The organism is Nocardioides nanhaiensis, from assembly GCF_039542785.1.
In the GTDB taxonomy this organism is placed as follows: Bacteria; Actinomycetota; Actinomycetes; order Propionibacteriales; family Nocardioidaceae; genus Nocardioides; species Nocardioides nanhaiensis.
In genome coordinates, this window is sequence record NZ_BAABIM010000001.1 from 1,623,744 (window position 1) to 1,645,764 (window position 22,021).

At 74.4% G+C, this 22,021-nt stretch carries 12 protein-coding genes; 10 read left to right on the forward strand and 2 right to left on the reverse strand.

Annotated elements, in window-relative coordinates:
• Positions 1 to 5: 5 nt before the first annotated feature.
• The 8 genes from ABD948_RS07770 to ABD948_RS07805 all read left to right on the forward strand — a co-directional run bounded on the left by ABD948_RS07770 (position 6) and on the right by ABD948_RS07805 (position 16,099).
• On the forward strand, positions 6 to 2,210 hold the full coding sequence (locus tag ABD948_RS07770) for a DUF5682 family protein (protein ID WP_345264322.1): 2,205 nt from the start codon (positions 6 to 8) through the stop codon (positions 2,208 to 2,210).
• A complete protein-coding gene (locus ABD948_RS07775; protein WP_345264324.1) occupies positions 2,211 to 3,416 on the forward strand; it encodes a VWA domain-containing protein in 1,206 nt (401 codons plus the stop codon).
• A gap of 130 nt (positions 3,417 to 3,546) precedes the next feature.
• Complete coding sequence (locus tag ABD948_RS07780) at positions 3,547 to 5,427, forward strand: GMC family oxidoreductase (protein WP_345264326.1); 1,881 nt, start codon at positions 3,547 to 3,549, stop codon at positions 5,425 to 5,427.
• Positions 5,428 to 5,666: 239 nt separating this feature from the next.
• Positions 5,667 to 7,517, forward strand: a complete 1,851-nt coding sequence (locus tag ABD948_RS07785) for a sensor histidine kinase (RefSeq protein ID WP_345264327.1) — start codon at positions 5,667 to 5,669, stop codon at positions 7,515 to 7,517.
• Positions 7,518 to 7,991: 474 nt separating this feature from the next.
• Entirely contained in the window at positions 7,992 to 9,551 is a 1,560-nt protein-coding gene (locus ABD948_RS07790; protein ID WP_345264329.1) for a TROVE domain-containing protein, read from the forward strand.
• Between the two features lie 104 nt (positions 9,552 to 9,655).
• Positions 9,656 to 11,083 carry a 3' terminal RNA ribose 2'-O-methyltransferase Hen1 gene (locus tag ABD948_RS07795; RefSeq protein ID WP_345264331.1) on the forward strand — a complete coding sequence of 476 codons (1,428 nt, stop codon included), beginning with the start codon at positions 9,656 to 9,658 and terminating at the stop codon, positions 11,081 to 11,083.
• Positions 11,076 to 13,619, forward strand: a complete 2,544-nt coding sequence (locus ABD948_RS07800; protein WP_345264333.1) for a polynucleotide kinase-phosphatase — start codon at positions 11,076 to 11,078, stop codon at positions 13,617 to 13,619. Before ABD948_RS07795 ends, ABD948_RS07800 begins: the two co-directional genes overlap by 8 nt.
• A gap of 113 nt (positions 13,620 to 13,732) precedes the next feature.
• A complete protein-coding gene (locus ABD948_RS07805; RefSeq protein ID WP_345264335.1) occupies positions 13,733 to 16,099 on the forward strand; it encodes an excinuclease ABC subunit UvrA in 2,367 nt (788 codons plus the stop codon).
• A 19-nt stretch (positions 16,100 to 16,118) separates the two neighbouring features.
• Here ABD948_RS07805 and ABD948_RS07810 read toward each other — a convergent pair whose 3' ends face one another.
• Positions 16,119 to 17,552, reverse strand: a complete 1,434-nt coding sequence (locus tag ABD948_RS07810; protein WP_345264337.1) for a GntP family permease — start codon at positions 17,550 to 17,552, stop codon at positions 16,119 to 16,121.
• Positions 17,553 to 17,661: 109 nt separating this feature from the next.
• Between ABD948_RS07810 and ABD948_RS07815 the strand changes: the two genes are divergently transcribed.
• Positions 17,662 to 19,233: an LVIVD repeat-containing protein gene (locus ABD948_RS07815; RefSeq protein ID WP_345264339.1), complete on the forward strand. Its 1,572-nt coding sequence runs from the start codon at positions 17,662 to 17,664 to the stop codon at positions 19,231 to 19,233.
• The gene (locus tag ABD948_RS07820) at positions 19,230 to 19,883 is read left to right on the forward strand and encodes a DUF305 domain-containing protein (RefSeq protein ID WP_345264341.1); all 654 of its coding nucleotides are present in this window, start codon (positions 19,230 to 19,232) and stop codon (positions 19,881 to 19,883) included. The genes ABD948_RS07815 and ABD948_RS07820 overlap by 4 nt, the downstream gene beginning before the upstream one ends.
• A 9-nt stretch (positions 19,884 to 19,892) precedes the next feature.
• Here the strand turns inward: ABD948_RS07820 and ABD948_RS07825 are convergent, their stop codons facing one another.
• Positions 19,893 to 21,986, reverse strand: a complete 2,094-nt coding sequence (locus tag ABD948_RS07825; RefSeq protein ID WP_345264343.1) for an iron ABC transporter permease — start codon at positions 21,984 to 21,986, stop codon at positions 19,893 to 19,895.
• Positions 21,987 to 22,021 lie beyond the last annotated feature (35 nt).

Below are 22,021 nucleotides of genomic sequence, written 5' to 3' on the forward strand. Positions count from 1 at the left end.
CGAGCGTGACCCTCACCGTCCTCGGCGTCCGCCACCACGGCCCCGGCTCGGCGCGCTCCGTGCTTGCTGCGCTCGCCGAGCACGAGCCCGACTGCGTCGTCATCGAGGGTCCTCCCGAGCTCGACGCGCTGCTGCCGCTGGCCGGGCACCCCGACCTGGTGCCGCCGGTGGCGGGTCTGGTCTACGACGTCGCCTCCCCGCGCCGCGCCGCCTTCTACCCCTTCGCGGTCTTCTCTCCCGAGTGGGTGGCGCTGCGGTGGGCGGTCGCGCGCGGCGTGGAGGTGCGGTTCGCGGACCTCCCGGCGGTGCACGCGCTGGCACCCGGCGCACCGGACGAGGAGGAGCCCACCAGCCCCGCGCGCCTCGACCCCATCGGCGAGCTGGCCCGGACGGCCGGGTACGACGACCCCGAGCGCTGGTGGGAGGACGCCGTCGAGCACCGCCGCGACTCCACGCTGCATCAGTTCGCGCTGCTCAGCGAGGCGATGGCGCAGGTGCGCGCCCACGCCCCCGCGGACGAGGAGAACGACCGCCGCGAGGCCGCCATGCGTCGCGTCCTGCGCGCGGTGCAGCGCTCGGGGCGCGAGCGGGTCGCGGTGGTGTGCGGCGCCTGGCACGCCCCGGCGCTGGAGGAGGGCGCGTGGCCCACCCAGTCGGCCGACAACCGGCTGCTGGCCAAGCTGCCCAGGACGAAGGTGGCCGCCACCTGGGCGCCGTGGACGGCCAACCGGCTCGCCGTCGCGAGCGGGTACGGAGCGGGGGTGCGGTCGCCCGGGTGGTACCGGCACCTGTTCACGACCCCCGACGACGAGGTGGTCGCGGGCTGGCTGGTGCGGGTGGCCCACGCGCTGCGCGCGGAGGGCGTCGAGGTGTCGCCCGCGTCCGTCGTCGAGGCCACCCGGCTGGCCGACGCCCTGGCCGCGGTGCGGGGGCGCCCGAGCGTCGGGCTCAGCGAGCTCGACGACGCCACCCGCGCGGTGCTCGCCGACGGCTCCGACCTGCCGCTGGCGCTGGTCGACCGCGCGCTCACCGTGGGCGAGGACCTCGGCAGCGTGCCCGAGGAGACCCCGATGGTGCCGCTGGCGGCCGACGTCGCGCGGCAGCAGAGGTCCCTGCGGCTCAGGCCCTCGACCACCGCCACCGTGGTGCAGCTCGACCTGCGCCGCGACGCCGGGCTGGCACGGTCGGTGTTCCTGCACCGGCTGCGGGTGCTCGGCATCGACTGGGCCGAGCAGGTCGAGGTCGGGGCCACCACCGGCACCTTCAAGGAGGCCTGGCAGCTGGAGTGGCGGCCCGAGCTCGCCGTCGCGCTCGTGGAGGCCAGCGGCCACGGCAACACCGTGCTGGCGGCCGCCGAGACCCGGGTCGAGGATCAGGCGGCCGTCGCCGACCTCGACGGCCTGGCGCTCCTGGTGCAGGACTGCCTGCTCGCCGACCTGCCCACGGCCCTCGCCGCGGTCGTTGCCGTGCTCGCCGAGCGCACCGCCCGCCAGCACGACACCCTGACCCTGCTGCGCACCGTCGAGCCGCTGGCCCGCACCTGCCGCTACGGCGACGTGCGCGGCGCCGAGACCGCCGGCATCGCCCACGTGCTCGAGACCGTGGTGCTGCGCGCCTCGCTCGGGCTGCGCGCCGCCAGCCGGTCGCTGGACGACGACGGCGCCGCCGCCCTGCGCGAGGGCGTCGAGGGCACCCAGCGCGGCGTGGCCCTGCTCGACGACCCGGCGCTCACCGGGCCCTGGCACGCAGCCCTGGGCAGGGTCGGCGACGAGGCGGAGGTGCACGGCGCCGTGTCGGGCCGGGTCAACCGGATCCTGCTCGACGCCGGCCTGCTGGCCACCGACGAGGCGGCCCGGCGGCTCTCGCGCCGCCTCTCCACCGGCGCCGACGCCACGGCCGGGGCCGCCTGGCTCGACGGCTTCCTCACCGGCGAGGCGCTGCTCCTGCTGCACGACGAGGAGCTGCTCGACGTCGTCGACGGCTGGCTGGCCGCGGTGCCCGAGCACGCCTTCGAGGACCTGGTGCCGCTGCTGCGCCGGACCTTCGCGCGGTTCCAGCCGCCGGAGCGGCGCCAGATCGGCGACCACCTGCGCCGCCTGCGCGAGCCGCGCTCGGCCGCGGACCGGGGAGCCGCGACGGGCGTCGACCTCGAGCGGGGCCGGCCGGCCGCGGCACTGGTGGCACGGCTGCTCGGGATGGAGGTGGCCTGAGTGGGCGAGCAGCAGCGAGACCCCGCGGGCGACGAGGCTCAGGAGGCCGAGGGGGCCCGCGACCGACTGACCCGCTGGCGCCTGGTGCTCGGCGGCGACGATGCCGACGGGATCGGCGAGGCCGTGGCCCTGAGCGCCGACGACGTGCAGCGCGACCAGGCCCTGCGCGACCTCTACGACGCCCCTCGGCGCGGTGGCCTCGGCGGCTCGGCACCCCGGGTGGCCCGCTGGCTGGGCGACATCCGCGGCTACTTCCCCTCCTCGGTCGTGCGGGTCATGCAGACCGACGCCATGGAGCGCCTCGGCCTGGCCGAGCTGCTGCTGGAGCCCGAGCTGCTCGAGACCGTGCAGCCCGACGTCTCGATGGTCACCACCCTGGTCGGCCTGCGCGACGTGATCCCCGAGCACTCCCGCGAGACCGCGCGACGCGTCGTGCGCGCCGTCACCGATGACCTCGAGCAGCGGTTGCGCCAGCGCACCGTGCAGGCGGTGAGCGGCGCGCTCGACCGGGCCGCGCGCACGCGGCGTCCGCGCCCCCGTGACGTCGACTGGAACCGCACCATCGCTGCCAACCTCAAGCACTACCTGCCCGAGCACCGCACCGTCGTCCCCGAGCGGCTGGTGGGCTTCGCGCGCCGCCGCAGCCAGGTGGAGCGGCAGATCATCCTGTGCGTCGACCAGTCCGGCTCGATGGCGGAGTCGATCGTGTACTCCAGCGTCTTCGGCGCCGTGCTGGCCTCGCTGCGGTCGGTGGCCACCCGCCTGGTGGTCTTCGACACCACCGTGGTCGACCTGACCGACGAGCTGGAGGATCCCGTCGACGTGCTGTTCGGCGTCCAGCTGGGCGGCGGCACCGACATCAACCAGGCCCTGGCCTACTGCCAGGCGCTCGTGGACCGGCCGGACGACACCGTCCTGGTGCTCATCAGCGACCTGTTCGAGGGCGGCATCGCGGAGGAGATGCTGCGCCGCTGCGCCGCGATCGTCGGCTCCGGCGTCACGATGGTGGCGCTGCTTGCCCTCAGCGACTCCGGCCGGCCCAGCTACGACGCCGAGCACGCCGCGGCCCTGGCCGGCATCGGCGTCCCGGCCTTCGCCTGCACCCCCGACCAGTTCCCCGACCTGATGGCCGCCGCGATCGAGCGCCGCGACATCACCGCCTGGGCGGCCGAGAACGACATCGTCACGGCCCATGAGGAGGGCTGAGCCGGTCCGGGTCGGCCTGCGCCGTCCCCCGGCGCCGGGGGCAGCGTCGCGGCAGCCAGACGCCAACCTCGCGTGCGCCATCCTGGCGGCGACCGGTGACGAGGGTCACATCCGAGCGAGAGGTGTCGAGATGAGCGAGTCAGTGCCGCGGTACGACGTGGTCGTGGTGGGCGGTGGATCCGCCGGCGCGGTGATCGCAGCCCGGTTGAGCGAGGACCCCGACGTCACCGTCGCCCTGGTGGAGGCCGGTGGGCCGCCACCGCCCCACGAGGCGATGCCGGCGGCCGTGGCCTCCCTGCAGCTGGACCCCGAGGTGGACTGGATGTTCACCGGCGACCCGGGCGGTGCGGGCAAGGGCCTCACCGACGGACGGATGATGGTGCCGCGCGGCAAGATGCTGGGCGGGTCCTCCGGGCTGAACTACATGGCCTACGTGCGCGGGCACCCCGGTGACTTCGACGGGTGGGCGGCCGACGGCGGCAAGGGGTGGGCCTACGACGACGTGCTCCCGTACTTCGAGAAGAGCGAGGACCTCGCCCCGCCGGACCCGCCCGAGGGCGTGGTGATCGACGAGGATGCGCACGGCACCGGCGGGCCGCTGGGCGTCTCGGTGCGCGCGCCCCGCACGGTGGCCGCCGAGCAGTTCGTCGAGGCCGCCGTGGCTGCCGGCATCCCCATGGGCGACTACAACGGTCGCGACCGGGGCGGCCCGACCGGGCTCAGCTCGCTGTTCCAGACCACGACGCGCGAGGGCAAGCGCTCCTCCACGTTCCACGCCTTCCTCGAGCCGGCGCTCGAGCGGCCCAACCTCACCGTGATCGACCACGCACACGTGGAGAGGGTGCTGCTCGAGACCGACGCCGACGGCGCGGGCCTGCGCGCCACCGGGGTGCGCTACCGCACCGCCGACGGCGTCCACGAGGTGCACGCCGCGCGCGAGGTGGTGCTCAGCGCGGGCGCGATCGGCTCACCGCAGCTGCTGCTGCTCTCCGGCGTCGGCCCGCGCGCCGAGCTGGACGCCGTGGGCGTGGAGTGCGTGCTGGACAACCCGCACGTGGGCAAGCACCTCAAGGACCACCTGCACCTGCCGATGGCCTTCCCGGCGCCGGGCGTCGCGCTGACGATGACCGAGATCGCGATCTCGCTCGGGCCCGACGCGCTGCGGGCGCCCGCCGGGCCACTGCCGGCGGACCCGGCCGACGACGTCGACCTGCCGCCGGAGCTGGCTGCTCTCAAGGCGGAGGCCGAGCGACGGGTGATGGAGTGGGCGACCACCGGCAAGGGTCTCGCCTCCTCGTCGCTCTACGACGCCGTGGCGTTCTTCTCGACCGGGTTGGGCGACCACCACACGCACGACGCCCAGATCGGCCTGCTGACCTGCGGGTACACGCCCGACATCTGGAAGTTCCTGTTCCGCGTCGACCCCGCCGACTACTTCGAGGACCCTGCGGTGGCGCTCTCGCCCGACGCCGAGACCGTCGTCGTGCTGCCCAATCCGGTGCAGCCGCACTCCGAGGGGGAGGTGCGCCTGGCCAGCGCCGAGCCCACCGACGCTCCGGTGATCGACCTCAACTACCTCGACGACCCCCACGACGTGGCGGTGTTCCTGGCCGTGATCCGGCGCGCGCTCGAGGTGGTGGACCACTGGCCCGGCGAGGGTCTCGGCCCGCTGATGGTGCCCCCGGCACTGGCGCAGGCCCACGGTCACGCCTCCGGCGACGTGCCCAGCGACGCCCTGCTCGAGGACATGTTCCGGCACTACGCGCTGACGGTCTACCACGAGACCTCGACGTGCCGGATGGGCGACGTGGTGGACGCCGAGCTCAAGGTCCTGGGCGTGGCGGCGCTGCGGGTGGCGGACGCCAGCATCATGCCGACCGTGGTGAGCGGCAACACCAACGCGGCCGCGATCATGATCGGCGAGAAGGCCGCCGAGATGCTCGCGGAGGACCACGGGATCCGGCTGGCCGGCACCGTGGGCCGAGACGCCGCCCGCGACGCGGCCGGCTGACCGCACCTCGCTCACCCGCTTCGCTCACCCGCCTCGCTCACCCGCGCGCGAGGCGGGTGGGCAGCCGGTCTGGACGGCCGACGGATCTGCCGCCGCTTTCTTGCCGGGGGTCCGGGTCCGCTGCGAGAATCCGGGGGCCGGACGGTCGCAACGCCCGGCGTTGACGAGAGGTCGACATGGGGCGCACTGGCGGATCGCCAGCGGGACGGACGTGGGGTCATCGAGGCCGGCGGTGGCCGTTGCACGCCGTCGTCCTGCTGCTGCTCGTGGCCACCGCGACGGCCACGCTGGCCACCCACCGCAACGTCGAGGCCCAGCAGGAGCAGCGTTTCCAGGCCCAGGCGGAGCGTCTGGACGCCTCGCTGCGCGAGCGCATCAACGCCTACGTGCAGGTGCTGCGCGGGAGCCTGGGGCTGATGCGGTCCTCGGGGACGGTCAGCCGCACCGAGTGGGACGACTACGTCCGGACCCTGCGCCTGGACGAGCGCTACCCGGGCATCAAGTCGCTCAGCTGGGCGCCCGCGGTCGCGCGGGAGGACCTGCCCGCGTTCGTCGCCCGGGTGCGGCGCGAGCAGGTGCCGGACTCCTTCGGCGGTCAGCAGGCGCTGCGCGACTACGCGCTGCGACGACCGGCCTCCGCCGTCGACGGTGCCGCCGGCCAGGAGGCAGGGCCGCCGCCGGTCCACTCGCCGATCCTCTACGTCGCGCCGTGGGACGACGTCAACCGCCGGGTGCTCGGCGTCGACATGATGCGCGACCCCGTGCGGCGAGCTGTGATGCTGCGGGCCGCCCGCGCGGACGAGGCGGTCACCAGCCCGCGATTGCGTCTCTCCGGCAGCGCCGACGACGAGGCGGGCTTCATCATCTACACACCGGTGCGCCGGGGTGGGCAGCTGCAGGGGTGGCTCACCGCCGCGTTCCTGGCCGAGACCTTCATCCGCGGGGTCGACGTCGCCCGTGCCAGCGACCTGGAGTTCGAGGTGCACGACGGCAGCACCGACCCCTCCGGTGCCGCCGGGCTGCTGCACTCCACCGCCGGCACCTCCGACGACGGCGCCCCCCGCCCCCTCGAGCAGCGCGACACCGGACTGGCCACCTCCACGGTGCTGCCCGTGCCCGGTGGGAGCTGGACGGTGATCTACCAGGCACCGCCCGGGTTCGTGCCGCTCGTCGAACGGCTGGCACCCGCCCTGGTCGGTGTCGTCGGGTTGCTGGTCACCGCCGCCATCTGGCTGCTCGTGCTGGGGGTCGGCCGGTGGCGCAGGGTCGCCGGGCTGCTCGACGAGCAGGCGGTGGGACTGCGCGAAGCCCGTGCCGAGGCCGAGCTGGCGACCCGTGCCAAGTCCGACTTCCTCGCGAGCATGTCACACGAGATCCGCACGCCGCTCACGGCCGTCATCGCCTCCAGCGACGCGCTCTCCACCACGGACCTCGACGACGAGCAGGCGCGCTACCAGGCGATCATCGCGCGCAGCAGCAGCCACCTGCTCGAGGTCGTCAACGACGTGCTCGATCTCTCGCGGCTGGAGGCCGGAGCGCTGCAGCTCGAGGACGAGCCGTACGACCTCTCCGCGTGCGTCGCGGACGTCCTCGAGCTCGTGGTACCTGCGGCCGAGTCGAGGGGCGTGGTCGTCGTCGCCGACGCCCCCGGGGTGCGTCTGCGCGGCGACGAGACGCGGCTGCGCCAGGTGCTGCTCAACCTGGTCTCGAACGCGGTGAAGTTCACCGGCCCCGGGGGCGAGGTGCGGGTCCTCGCGCGGGTGCACGACGAGCGGCTGTCGGTCGAGGTCGTCGACACCGGTGTCGGCATCAGCCCGGAGCGCATCGAGGAGCTGTTCGCGCCCTTCGTGCAGGCCGAGGCCGGCACGAGCCGCCGTCACGGGGGGAGTGGCCTCGGCTTGTCCATCACCCGACGGCTGGTCGACGCCATGGGCGGCGTCGTCGAGGCCGAGAGCGAGCCCGGCGTGGGGTCGACCTTCCGGTTCTGGGTGCTCGCACCGGTGGTGGAGTCGGAGCGGGAGTCGGGGCAGGAGGCGACGTCGGCGAAAAGCAGTGGCGCCCGCACCGAGCAACACCCCATCATGGGTTGACGGCGGCAGTCGCCGCCCGCCACGAGGAGACACCATGACACGCATGCAGCAGACGTTGTGCTCGGCCATCAGGCCCAGCATCGAGTCGTTGCACACGCGTCACGGCAACGACTCGGGCAGCGAGCCCCCGAGGCATCCCAGGTAGCGCACCGCGCGCCACCTGGGAGCCGTCACCTGCCGAGAGCGGGTGGCGGCTCCAGTGCGTCAGGGGGTCGCAGCACCACCACGGAAGACGTCGCGACGCGGAGCACCGGTGCGCAGGCGAGGGTTACTTCACTCTCCAGGATCGATGGGTTGCGGGTTCGACCCCCGCCGCCCGGCACAGCCGGGCGTAGCTCAACGGCAGAGCAATCGGCAGACACCTTCGCCGACCTCGGTCCTCGGTGCTCCCGCGTCGCGGGCGACGACACGACGCCACTCCACGACACGACACCGACTCACCACCAGCCAGCACCCTCGGGAGGAGGGACCACCATGAGCAAGTTCAAACTGCGGGGCGTGCCCCGCACCGGCACCAGCGCCGTCCTCACCGAGGAGCGGCCCAGCGGCCTGACCCACGAGGGCGCACCCGGCTACGCACGGGACGCGCGGGGCGAGCTGTTCCTGCTCGCGGTCACCTCCCTGGTGGCCGAGGACACCTTCTACGAGGCCGCGGCCGCGCGGGACGCCCGGCTGCGCGCTCTCGTGGCCCGGGTCGCCGTCGACGACGGCGAGTGGGTGCTGCGGCTGGTGGGCTGGCTGCGAACCGGTGTGCACCTGCGGTCGGTGGCGATCGTCGTCGCCGTCGAGGCGGTGCGGGCACGGCTGGAGGCCGGCATCGCGGGCGGCAACCGGGCGATCGTCAGCGCGGCGCTGGAGCGGGCCGACGAGCCCGGGGAGCTGCTGGCCCACTGGGCCTCGCGCTACGGCCGGGCCTTCCCGCAGCCGGTCAAGCGGGGCGTCGCCGACGCCGTCGCGCGGCTGTACTCCGAGCGGAGCCTGGTGAGGTACGACGGCCAGGCACGGGGCTACCGGTTCGCCGACGTGCTCGAGCTGACCCACCCGGCGCCGCGCGACGCGAGGCAGAGCGCGCTGTTCCGGTACGCCCTCGACCGCCGGCACGACCGGGCCGACCAGGTCCCCGGCGAGCTCGAGGTGCTGCGGGCCCGGCAGCGGCTGCTGGCGGTGCCGGTGGAGCACCGCAGGGCCGTGCTCGTCGGGGGTGCCGAGGCGCTCGGGCGGGCGGCGATGACCTGGGAGCAGGTCGCCGGGTGGCTGCAGGGTCCGCTGGACGCGGGGGTGTGGGAGTCGCTGGTGCCCTCGATGGGCTACATGGCGCTGCTGCGGAACCTGCGCAACCTCGACGAGGCGGGAGTGTCGGACGACGTCGCGGCTGCGGTCGCGGCGCGCCTCGCCGATCCTGGCGAGGTGGCCACGTCGCGGCAGCTGCCGCTGCGGTTCCTCGCGGCGCACCGGACCGCGCCCTCGCTCCGCTGGGGCTGGGCGCTGGAGCGGGCGCTGCAGGCGAGCCTGGGTGCGGTGCCGGCCCTGCCGGGTCGGACGCTGGTGCTCGTGGACCGGTCGGGCTCGATGTTCTGCCGGCTCTCGCGGCGGTCGGTGCTCACCCGGGCCGACGCAGCAGCCGTGTTCGGCTCAGCCCTGGCCGTCCGGGCGCAGCGGGCCGACCTGGTGGAGTTCGGAAGCACCAGCCGGGTGCTGCGTGTCCGGCGAGGGGAAGCAGTGCTCTCGCTCGCCGACCGGTTCGGTGACCTCGGTGGCACCGACACCGCGGAGGCGGTGCGGCGCCACTACCGGGGCCACGACCGGGTCATCATCGTCACCGATGAGCAGGCCTGGGCCGGCCGGCGGGGTGCCGACCCCACGGCGGCGGTGCCGGCGCAGGTGCCGGTGCTCACCTTCAACCTGGCGGGCTACCAGCACGGCCACGGCCCCTCGGGCGTGGGCAACCGGCACACCTTCGGCGGTCTGACCGACGCCGGCTTCGCCGCGATCCCGCTCCTCGAGGCGGGTCGCGACCAGCACTGGCCGTTCTGAGGACGGCCGACCCCGCGGCGGCGGGACCTCGCTCGGGCGAGGCCCCGCCGCTCGTGGACACCCACCACCAGGAAGGAGCCTGCCCCGCGGGGCAGACTGAGCGCGTGCTGCTGACCCTCACCACCACCCACCGGCCGGCGACCGATCTCGGCTACCTGCTGCACAAGCACCCCGACCGGGTGCAGTCCTTCCGGCAGTCCTTCGGCACCGCGACGGTGCTCTACCCCGAGGCCTCCGAGGAGCGCTGCACGGCCGCGCTGCTGCTCGAGATCGACCCGGTGCGCCTGGCCCGCACCCGCGGCAGGAACGCCCCCGACTTCAGCCTCGCGCAGTACGTCAACGACCGCTCCTACGCGGCCTCCTCGCTGCTGGGTGTGGCCATGGCCGACGTGTTCAGCACCGCCCGCAGCGGCCGCTGCGCCGCCCGCCAGGAGCTGGCCGACGTCGCGATCCCGCTCGAGGTGGAGATCCCCGTGCTGCCCTGCCGCGGCGGCGCCGCCGTCGCCCACCGCGTCTTCGAGCCGCTGGGGTGGTCGGTGCTGGCCGAGCCGATCCCGCTCGAGCAGACCCATCCGGAGTGGGGCGACTCCCGCTACGTGCGGCTGCACCTCACGGGCACGGTGCGCGTCGCCGACGCGCTCAACCAGCTGCACGTGCTGCTGCCCGTGCTGGACGAGTCCGTGCACTACTGGCAGGGCCCCGACGAGGTCGACAAGCTGCTCCGCTCGGGGGAGGGCTGGCTCGCCACCCACCCCGACGTCGAGCTGATCACGCGGCGCTACCTCGCGCGCCGCGGCTCCCTGGCGCGCACCGCACTCGACCGGCTCGCGCGGCTCGCCGAGGTCGGCGACGAGACCGAGGACGCCCTGGACGTCGATCCGAGCCTGGCGGAGGAGACCGAGCAGGTCGCAGAGCGACGTGCACCGCTGAACGCCCAGCGCCATGACGCCGTGCTGCGACTGCTGACCGAGGCCGGCGCCACCTCCGTGATCGACCTCGGCTGCGGCTCGGGGCAGCTCCTGGACCGGCTCGTGCGTCAGCCGGGCCTGACCCGCGTGGCCGGCGTCGACGTCTCCACGCGCTCCCTCCAGCACGCCGCGCGGCGCCTGCGCCTGGAGCAGATGGGGGAGCGCCAAGCCGAGCGGGTCCAGCTTTTCCAGAGTGCGCTGACCTACGAGGACGAGCGCTTCGCCGGCTACGACGCCGCGGTGCTCATGGAGGTCGTGGAGCACGTCGACCCTCCCCGGCTCGAGGCGCTGGAGAGGGTGGTGCTGGGGGCCGCCCGGCTGCGGGTCGTCGTCGTCACCACCCCCAACGCCGAGTACAACGTGCTCTACGAGCACCTGCGCGGACGACGCCACCCCGACCACCGCTTCGAGTGGACGCGCGCCGAGTTCGCCGCCTGGTGCGACCGGGTGGCGGCCGCCCACGGCTACACCGTGACTCTGCACGGCATCGGCGAGCACCACGAGGTGCACGGATCGCCCACCCAGGCCGCGGTCCTGACCCGGAAGGAGAGCGCAGATGACTGAGCAGCCGGCCACCACCAGGCGCGTCACCGTGCCCGCGATGGGCCTCGTGGTGCTCGTCGGCGTCTCCGGCAGCGGCAAGTCCACCTTCGCGCGCACGCACTTCAAGCCCACCGAGGTGATCTCGAGCGACTTCTGCCGCGGCCTCGTGGCCGACGACGAGAACGACCAGGCCGCCACGCCCGACGCCTTCGACGTGCTGCACTACATCGTCGGCACCCGACTGCGCCGTGGCCTGCTGACCGTCGTCGACGCCACCAACGTGCAGCAGGCCGCCCGGGCCTCCCTGGTCCGGCTGGCCAGGAGCCACGACGTCCTGGTCGACGCCGTCGTGCTCGACGTCCCGGAGGGCGTGGCACGCGATCGCAACCGGCAGCGCGCCGACCGCGACTTCGGCGACCACGTGATCACCCGCCAGCACCGCGACCTGCAGCGCTCGCTGCGACGCCTCGCCAAGGAGGGCTTCCGCCGCGTCCACGTGCTGCGCGGCGTCGAGGAGGTCGAGCAGGTCGAGATCGTGCGCGAACGTCCGTGGAACGACAAGCGCGAGGAGCGCGGGCCCTTCGACCTCGTCGGCGACGTGCACGGCTGCGCCTCCGAGCTGCGCACCCTGCTGGTCGACCTCGGCTACCGCCTCGAGCTCGACGACGACGGGCGCGCCGTCGGCGCCAGCCACCCGGCCGGACGACGCGCCGTCTTCGTGGGCGACCTCGTGGACCGCGGACCCGACACCCCCGGCGTCCTGCGCCTGGTGATGGGCATGGTGGCCGCGGGCACCGCGCTGTGCGTCTCGGGCAACCACGAGGCCAAGCTGGTGCGCGCCCTGCGCGGGCGCAAGGTGACCGTCTCGCACGGCCTCGGCGAGTCGCTCGCGCAGCTGGAGCGCGAGACCGAGGAGTTCCGCGAGCAGGCGCTGGCGTTCATGGACGGACTGCTGAGCCACTACGTGCTCGACGACGGCGAGCTCGTCGTCGCGCACGCCGGGCTCAAGGAGAGCTACCACGGCCGGTCGTCCGGCCGGGTGCGCGCCTTCGCGCTCTACGGCGACACGACGGGTGAGACCGACGAGTACGGGCTGCCGGTGCGCTACCCCTGGGCGCAGGAGTACCGCGGGCAGGCGATGGTCGTCTACGGCCACACGCCGGTCCCGCGCGCGGAGTGGGTCAACAACACCATCTGCCTCGACACCGGGGTCGTCTTCGGTGGGGAGCTGACGGCGCTGCGCTACCCCGAGCGCGAGATCGTGGCGGTGCCCGCCGAGCAGCAGTGGTACGAGCCCGTGCGCCCGCTGGGGCCCACGGGGGGCGACCGCGAGCCGGCGGTGCTGCGCATCGGCGACGTCGCCGGCACCCGCTGGCTGGAGACCACGCACGCCGGCAAGGTGAAGATCCCCGAGGAGAACGCGGCCGCCGCGCTCGAGGTGATGAGCCGCTTCGCCGTCGACCCGCGGTGGCTGGTGTACCTGCCACCGACCATGTCGCCGGTGGCCACCTCGCAGCGCGAGGGCTACCTCGAGCACCCGGCGGAGGCGTTCGAGGAGTACGCCGGCTGTGGCGTCACCCACGTGGTGTGCGAGGAGAAGCACATGGGCTCGCGCGCCGTCGCCGTGGTGGCGCGCGACGCCGGCGTGGCCGAGCGGCGCTTCGGCGTCGGCGACGGCTCCACGGGCGTCGTCCACACCCGCACCGGTCGCCCGTTCTTCGGCGACCCTGCTCGGCTGGGCGCGCTGGTCGACCGGCTGCGCGAGGTCGCGACCCCGCTGTTCGACTCGCTCGGGACCGACTGGCTGGCGCTGGACTGCGAGCTGCTCCCGTGGTCGGCCAAGGCGATGCCGCTCATCCGCGACCAGTACGCCTCGGTGGGCACGGCGGCACTGCACGTGCTGCCCGAGGTGCGGGCCGTGCTGGCACGGGCCGCGGCCCGGGGACTCGATGTCGGCGGCCTGGCAGCCCGGGCCGAGCGACGGCTGGGCAACGCGGTGGCGTTCCGCGACGCCTACTCCGGCTACGTGCGACCCACCGACGGCCTCGACGGCGTCACGCTCGCGCCGTTCAAGGTGCTCGCCGCCGAGGGTCGCGTCCTCGCGCTCACCGAGCCGCACCCCTGGCACCTCGAGCAGCTGGAGCTGATCACCCGGCAGGGCAGCGACCTCGTCGTCCCGACCCGGCACCGCCTGGTCGACCTCTCCTCGCCGGCCGAGCGGGAGGCCGCCACCGACTGGTGGCTGGGCCTCACCGCCGACGGGGGAGAGGGGATGGTCGTCAAGCCCGTGGGGCCGGCGACCGGCCGGGTGCAGCCCGGCGTCAAGGTCCGCGGGCGCGAGTACCTGCGGATCGTCTACGGACCCGACTACACCGACTCCCTCGACGTGCTGCGCCAGCGCCACCTCGGCAAGAAGCGCCAGCTGGCGCTGCGCGAGCACGGGCTCGGTCTCGAGGCCCTCACCGGCTTCGTGGAGCACCAGCCGCTGTGGCGCGTGCACCAAGCGGTGTTCGCGGTGCTGGCCCTGGAGTCGGAGCCGGTGGACCCGCGGCTCTGAGCCGGCTCGGTCCGGTCGGTCTGGTCGGTCGTCGGTACCGGCGGCCGCCCGAGTGTGAGGCACGGCGCTCGCCGGCGGCCGGTGGGCCTCGGGGCGATCGGGTACTCGGGCCCGTGACCACCGACGCGATCGACCAGGTCGTCCGCGTCCGCGGCGCCAGCGAGCACAACCTGCGCAACGTCGACGTCGACATACCGCGCAACGCGATGGTGGCCTTCACGGGTGTCTCGGGCTCGGGCAAGTCGTCGCTGGCCTTCGGCACCCTGTACGCCGAGGCGCAGCGGCGCTACTCCGAGTCGGTGGCGCCGTACGCGCGCCGGCTGCTGCAGCAGGTCGGGGCCCCGCACGTCCAGGTGATCACCGGGCTGCCTCCGGCGGTGGCCCTGCAGCAGCGCCGCGGGGCACCCTCCTCCCGCTCGAGCGTCGGCACCCTCACCACGCTCTCGAACCTGCTGCGGATCCTCTACTCGCGGGCGGGTGACTACCCCGCGGGCGCCGAGCACCTCGCGGCCGAGGCCTTCTCGCCCAACACCGCGGCCGGAGCCTGCCCGCGGTGCCACGGTCTCGGCGTGGTCCACGACGTCACCGAGGAGCTGCTCGTCCCGGACCCCTCGCTGAGCATCCGCGAGGGGGCGATCGCCGCCTGGCCGGGCGCCTGGCAGGGCGCGAACCTGCGCAGCATCGTGACCGGGCTCGGCATCGACGTCGACCTGCCGTGGCGCCGGCTGAGCAAGCGGGACCGCGAGTGGCTGCTGTTCACCGACGAGCAGCCCTCGGTGCTCATCAAGCCCGAGCGCGACCGCATCGACCACGGCTACCACGGCAAGTTCTGGAGTGCCCGCAAGCACGTGATGCACGTGCTCGCCGACTCCGCGAGCGAGCGGATGCGCGAGCGGGCGCTGCGCTTCGTGGAGGACGCACGCTGCGAGGACTGCCGCGGCAGCGGGCTGCGGCCCGAGGCGCTCGCCGTGACCTTCGCCGGCCGCTCGATCGCCGAGGCCAACAGCCTGCCCCTGGCCGAGCTCGCCGACCTCCTGCGACCCTCCGCCGCGCTGCCGGAGGCGACCCACGAGGTCGAGGTCCGCATCTGCTCCGACCTGGTCGCCCGGGTCGAGGTGCTCCTCGACCTGGGCCTGGGCTACCTCAGCCTCGGGCGCAGCTCGACGACGCTCTCGCCCGGCGAGGCCCAGCGACTGCGGATCGCCACCCAGCTGCGCTCGGGACTCTTCGGCGTCGTCTACGTGCTCGACGAGCCCTCGGCCGGCCTGCACCCGGCCGACGCCGAGCCGCTGCTCGACGTGCTCGACCGGCTCAAGGCCGCCGGCAACTCGCTGTTCGTCGTCGAGCACGACCTCGACGTCGTGCGGCGCGCCGACTGGGTCGTCGACATCGGCCCCGGCGCCGGGGCGGGGGGTGGTCAGGTGCTCTACAGCGGTCCGGTCGCCGGCCTCGAGGAGGTGGCCGGCTCGGCCACCGGCGACCACCTCTTCGGGCGCGCCGCACGGCTGGAGCACGAGCTGCGCACCCCGACGGACTGGCTCCGCCTGGAGGGGGTCTCGCGCCACAACCTGCGGGACCTCACCGTCGAGCTGCCCCGGGGCGTGCTCACCGCCGTCACGGGCGTGTCCGGCTCCGGGAAGTCGACGCTGGTCAGCCAGGTGCTCGCCGACGATCCTCGGGTGCACGCGGCCTTCGACCGGCTGGTGGTCGTGGACCAGCGTCCGATCGGGCGGACGCCGCGCTCCAACCTCGCGACCTACACCGGCATGTTCGACGCCGTCCGCAGGCTCTACGCGTCGACGGAGCTGGCGCGGGCCCGCGGCTACGGAGCCGGCCGCTTCTCCTTCAACACGGCGCCGGGACGCTGCGAGACCTGCCAGGGGGAGGGGTTCGTCTCCGTCGAGCTGCTGTTCCTGCCTGGCACCTACGCGCCCTGCCCGACCTGCCACGGTGCCCGGTACGACGCCGAGACGCTGGAGGTGACCTACCGCGGCAGGAGCGTGGCGCAGGTGCTCGACCTCTCTGTCGACGACGCCGCCGAGTTCCTGGCCGACGTGCCGGCCGCTGTCCGGAGCCTCGAGGCCCTGCGCGACGTCGGCCTGGGCTACCTGGGCCTCGGCCAGCCGGCCACCGAGCTCAGCGGCGGGGAGGCGCAGCGCATCAAGCTGGCCACCGAGCTGCAGCAGGTGCGTCGTGGCCACACCCTCTACCTGCTCGACGAGCCGACCTCGGGGCTGCACCCGGCCGACACCACGCTGCTGCTGCGCCAGCTGCACCGGCTGGTCGACGCCGGCAGCACGGTGGTGCTGGTGGAGCACGACCTCGACGCCGTCGCGACCGCCGACTGGGTGATCGACCTCGGGCCCGGCGGAGGCGACACAGGCGGGCGCGTGGTGGCCACCGGCACGCCGGCCGAGGTCGCCCGGAGCGCCAGCAGCGCGACCGCGCCCTACCTGGCCAGGCGGCTGGCCCGCGCCTGACCTCCCGTCGCGGCGCCTCTCAGAGAAGTAGTGCGAGCAGGAGCACCGGGGGCAGCGAGACGAACGAGGCGATGCTGGTGACCGTCGTCATCGACTTGAGCGCGCCCTGGGTGGTGAGGCCCAGCAGGGACTTGAACATCCAGAAGAAGTTGGAGTTCACAGTGAGGGCGAACATCGAGCCCGAGGCGATCGCGAGCCCCACCGCGATGGGTGCGACGTCGATGGAGGGCAGCACGGGCGCGATGATCCCGGCCGCGGTGATGGCGGCGACCGAGACCGAGCCGATGGCCAGGTGCAGCACGGCGGCGATCACCCACGCGAGCAGGATGCTGGTGAGCACCGCCGCGCCCTCGCTGGCCGAGAACAGCCCCGCCAGGGTGGCGTCGAGCCCGGTGGCCTCGATGACCGCGCCGAGCGAGCCGCCGACACCGGTGATCAGCAGGATCTCGCCCGTGGTGTGGAAGCCGGTCTTCATGGCCTCCTCGGTGCGGTCGGTGCCGCTGGCGGCCCGCGCCAGCAGGTAGGCGCCGAGCAACCCGACGAACAGCGCGATGTTGGCGTCACCGAGGAACGCGATGACCCCGTTGGAGAAGCCCAGCACGTCGGCGAACGCGCCGAAGGCGATCATCACCAGCGGCACCAGGATCGGCAGCAGCGAGACCGGCAGCGGCACGTCGACGTCGTCGCGGGCATGGCGCTCGTCGGGCCCGGTGCCGGCGGTGCCCGGCTCCAGCCCTCGGTCGAGCCCGGGGTCCGCGGGCCGCCGGACGGGCGGCGCGGTGGGGTCGGCCGCGTTCTCGAGCGCCTCGAGGCCCTCGTCCTCGGCCTCGTCGGTGGCGGGGTTCCACCAGCCCATCCGGAGCATCAGGCCGAACAGGAACGTGGTGACCAGCGCGGTGACCGGACCCAGGACGAGGCCGTACCCCAGCCAGGTGCCCAGCGGGACGTCGAGCAGCCCGGCGATCGAGACGGCCGCCAGCCCGGGGATGACGAAGACGTAGCCGGCGAAGATGCCGGTGCCGATGCCGCCGGCCAGGTGCGCGAGGCCGCGCGGGCCGACCGCCTCTGCCGAGGACCGCGCGATGGGGGCGGCGAGGACCACCTGCACGTCGACGTAGATGGAGGGGAACACCGTGGCCAGGGCGCCGCTGAGGGCGTAGGGGAGCCGCTTGGCGCCCACCGCGTGCAGCAGCACCCGGACCAGCTTGCGGAACGTGCCCAAGGAGTGGAGCAGTGCTCCGATCAGCACGCCGAAGCCGATCAGCAGCCCGACCTCGACCATGATCGACCCGAAGCCCTCGGTGATCGCGGTGACGGTGCCCTCGAACCCGACCCCGGCCGCCAGGCCGAGGTAGAGCGAGGCGATCACCAGCGAGATCACCGGGTCGACCTTGACCCAGATGATCAGGCCGACGACGAGGCCGATGGCGATGACGGTGTGCACGACCTCCACGGCCGGCCTCCTCGAGTCGACGTTGACAGCGGTGCCGTCACCCTAGGCGGTGCCGAGCAGTCGTGCGTCGACCCTTGTCGGTGTCGGGGCCCGGTGCGATGCTGCCGAGATGCTCCCGCCCCTCGGGCGTCGCCGGACCGGCGCCCTCCTCACGGCCCTGCTCGCGATCGCCCTGGCCCTGACCGGCACCAGCGCCGCCACGAGCAGCGCGCGCACCGAGGAGCCCCGCCGGCCGGCGGGGGAGGGGCGGACGGTCGGCCCCGGTGGCGGCGTCGTCCTGCCCGGACTGCCCCTCAACGACCTCACCTCGCTGCTCTCGCTGACGGCGAGCCAGCGTGCCCGCGAGACCACGCCGGTCACCCTGCGCAGTCCGAGCCCCCGACCCACGCCCCGCGCCGCCTGCGGTCGCGGGTCGCGACCGCTCGCCGGGCTGGACGGCCGGGTCAGCGCCGCCGCGATGGCCACGCCCGAGGCCCGCCGCGGCTGGACGTGCAACCTGCGCCGCGTCGCGCGTCACGACACCCCGGGCGGCTTCCGCACGTGGCGCTACACCGACCGCAGCGGGCGCACCTGCGCCTACTACGACACCTCGTTCGCCTCGCCGCTCACCTTCGGCTCCGCGCTGGTGGGTCCCTCGCCCGGCGTCGTCGTGCTCGACATGAGCAACCCGCGGCGCCCGAGGCACACGGACACGCTGACCTCCCTGGCCATGCTGTCGCCGCACGAGTCGCTCAACCTCAACGCCCGGCGCGGCCTGTTGGTCGCCGAGGTCGGCAACGGCCTGACACTGCCGGGCACGATGGACGTCTACTCCGTCGCCGCCGACTGCCGGCACCCGCGGCTGCTCTCCCAGGTGCCCATCGCCACCGGGCACGAGAGCGGCTTCACCGCTGACGGGCTCACGTACTGGGTCGCGGGGGCGGCGGGCTACGTGTACGCGTTCGACCTCACCGACCCGCGACGTCCTCGCGAGCTGTGGAAGGGCGCCTACTACTCCCACGGGCTCAGCCTGACCCCGGACGGCCGCACCCTCTTCCAGACCGACCCCATCAACGGCAACCTCGCCGTGCTCGACGTCAGCCAGATCCAGGACCGCCGCCCGGACCCGCGCGTGCGCGAGCTGCGCCGGATGACCTGGCCGGTCGTCTCCATCCCGCAGAACTCGCAGTACTTCACCCGCGACGGGCGTCGCTACCTGCTGGAGTTCGACGAGTTCGCCTTCCGGTTCAACCCGGTCACGGTGGCCAACCGGCCCGGCGGGGCCCGGATCATCGACATCTCGGACCTGCGCCGTCCGCGCCTGGTCTCCGAGTTGCGTCTGGCGGTGCACGTGCCCGCCACCCAGCGCCGGGTGGCGGGCGACCCGAGCCCGCTCGGCAGCAGCGGGGTGCTCGGCTACGCCAACCACTACTGCGCGGTGCCTCAGGTCCGCAATCCCACGATCGCCGCCTGCTCGACGCTCAACTCCGGCCTGCGCGTCTTCGACATCCGCGACCCCGCCCGCCCGCGCCAGGTGGCCTACCACGTGGCGCCGCCGCGCCTGGGGAGCCGGCTGTTCGCCCTGCAGGGCAACGTGGCCTTCTCGATGCCCGCCTTCGACGTGCGGCGCCGCCAGGTCTGGTACACCGACGCCGCCTCGGGGCTCTACGTCGTGCAGCTGGCGAAGCGGGCGTGGCGGTGAGGCGACCCCGACTCGCGGCGGCGGTGCTGGTGCTGGGTCTCGCAGCCACCTCCTGCTCCGACGGGGGCGCCGCACGGACGCCCTCTGCCACCGCGGGCCTGGAGCAGACCGCCCCGGGCGGGGAGTCGCCCGTGCCGAACGCCACCGACATCGGGTTCAGCCAGGACATGGCCACCCACCACGACCAGGCGTTGCTGATGGCGCAGCAGGCGCTCGTCCGTGGTGGGCCCGCCGTGCGCTCCCTGGGTCTGTCCATCCTCTCCGCGCAGGCTGTGGAGAGCGGTGCTCTGCGGGGTTGGCTGCGCCTGTGGGACGAGCCCCCGGTCAACGCGGAGCCGATGGCGTGGATGAGCCACGGTGACGACGAACACCACGCGGGCGGCGGTGCGAGCATGCCCGGCATGGCGAGCGCGGAGGAGCTGTTCGAGCTCAGCCGGCTGCGCGGCGCGGAGTTCGACCGGCTGTTCCTGCAGCTGATGGTCCGTCACCACCTCGGCGGCGTCGAGATGGGCACGGCCTGCCTGGAGAGCGACGCCTCGCCGCTGGTGCGCGACAGCGCCAGGGCGATGGTGGCCGAGCAGGTGGAGGACCTCGGCGTGATGCGTGCGCTCCTGAGCGACGCCGGGGCTCCCGAGCTCGCCTACCCGTAGCCGCTGCGGTCAGGCGCGCGAGCGCGCCAGCAGGAACACGAAGTAGGGGGCGCCGATGAGCGCGACGACGAGTCCGGCCGGCACCTGCGCGGGCGCGATGACGGTGCGGCCCAGCGTGTCGGCGACGACCAGCAGCAGGGCGCCCACGAGCACGGCCACCGGGACCACGCGCGCGCTGCGCCCGCCCACCAGGGCGCGGGCGATGTGCGGTGCCACCAGGCCGACGAACCCGACGACGCCGACGGCGGCGACCGCCATCGCCGTCAGCACGGCCGCCAAGAGGAGCACCATCAGCCGCACCCGCTCCAGCGGCACGCCCACCACGCGCGGGGTGTCGTCGTCGAGCGCCAGCAGGTCGAGCTCGCGGCGCACCACCAGCGCCAGCGGCAGCGCCACGGCCAGCGCAATCGCGACCGGCACGACCTGCTCCCAGCTGCGGCCGTAGGTGGAGCCCGAGAGCCAGGTGTAGATGCGTGGGGTGTCGAAGGGGTTGGAGCGCACCAGCAGGAAGGTGCTGAGGGCGGTGGTGCCGTACCAGATGCCGATGCCGATCAGCACGAGCCGATCGGCGTCGAGCCCGCCCCGCCAGGCCAGCCCGTAGACCAGCCCGAACGCGATCAGGGCACCCGCGGTGGCGGCGATCAGCATCGTCGAGTTGCCGACGGCGGCGCTCGCCCCGCTGCTGAAGCCGCTGGCCAGCCCGGTCACGACGATGACGGCACCCAGCCCGGCGCCTCCGGTGATGCCCAGCAGACCCGGCTCGGCCAGCGGGTTGCGGCAGGTGGCCTGCACGATCGCACCCGAGAGCGCCAGGGCACCGCCCGCCAGGACCGCCGCCGCCACCCGCGGCGCGCGCTCGTCGAGGGCGAACTGCACCAGCGGCAGGCCCTCGCCGCCCAGCCACGCGGTGACGTCGCCGAGCAGCAGCCACCGCAGGCCGGCCAGCAGACCGACGACGGTGGCGGTGACGGTGAGGAGCGAGGCGAGTACCAGCACCACCACGAAGCGGGTGCGGCTGCGGGCGGTGACGGCTGCGCCGGGCGGGCGGCGGCTGGGGCCCGCGTCGCGGCTGGAGCGGGCCAGCAGCACCATCACCACCGCTCCCGCCAGGGTGGTGGTGATGCCGGTCGGGATGGAGATCGCCTCGTCGGCGCCCACTGCCGCGCGCACCAGGGCGTCGGCCAGCACCACCACGACGGCGCCCAGCAGGCCCGCCGTGGGCAGCAGGACGGCGTGTCGGTGCACGGCGGGCACGTAGCGGCCGAGCAGCCGAGCGATCACCGGGGCGAAGAGCCCGACGAAGCCGATCGGGCCGGCCAGGGTCACGGCGGCCGCCGTCAGCACGACCGCGAGCACCGTGGCGATGGCACGGGTCGAGCGCACCGGCACGCCCAGCACCGAGGCGGCGTCGTCGCCCATGGCCAGCAGGTCCAGCCGGCGCGCCAGCAGCAGGCCGGCGGCGGTGGCCACGACGACGATCGGCGCGGCCTGGGTGAACGCCTGCAGCCCGAGCTGGCTCAGCGAGCCGCTGCCCCAGGCGAAGAGGCTGGTGGTCTCCTCCTCGAACAGGATGAGCAGGGTCGAGGTGCCCGCCTGCAGGGCCAGGGCGACGGCCGAGCCGGCCAGGATCAGCCGGGTCGTGGAGGTGCCGGCGCCTCCGGCCAGCGCCAGCACCAGCGCGGCGGCGGCGAGCCCGCCCACGAACGCCGTCAGGCCCGAGGCCCACAGCGGCACGGCCAGCCCGAGCGCGGCGACCGCCACGACGGCGAAGTAGGCACCGCCGGTGACCGCGAGGGTGTCGGGGGAGGCGAGGGCGTTGCGGGCCAGCGACTGCAGCAGCGCACCGGCCACGCCGAGCGCGAACCCGACGGCGATGCCCGCGGCCAACCGCGGGATGCGCGAGCCGGTGAGGATGTCGAGCGTCGAGGCGGTCGAGCCGTGCGAGGCCTCACGGCCCAGCGCCAGGTCGACCAGGTCGCCGAACCCGACGCCGCTGGTGCCCTGGGTGAGGTGCCAGCCGGCCACCAGCACCAGCGACCCGGCCAGGCCGAGCAGCACCAGCAGGGCGCCGCCGAGGCCGCTGCGGGGCCGAGCCGCGCTCACGGCACCGCCCGGCTCCGCGCCACCCGGAGGGGAGG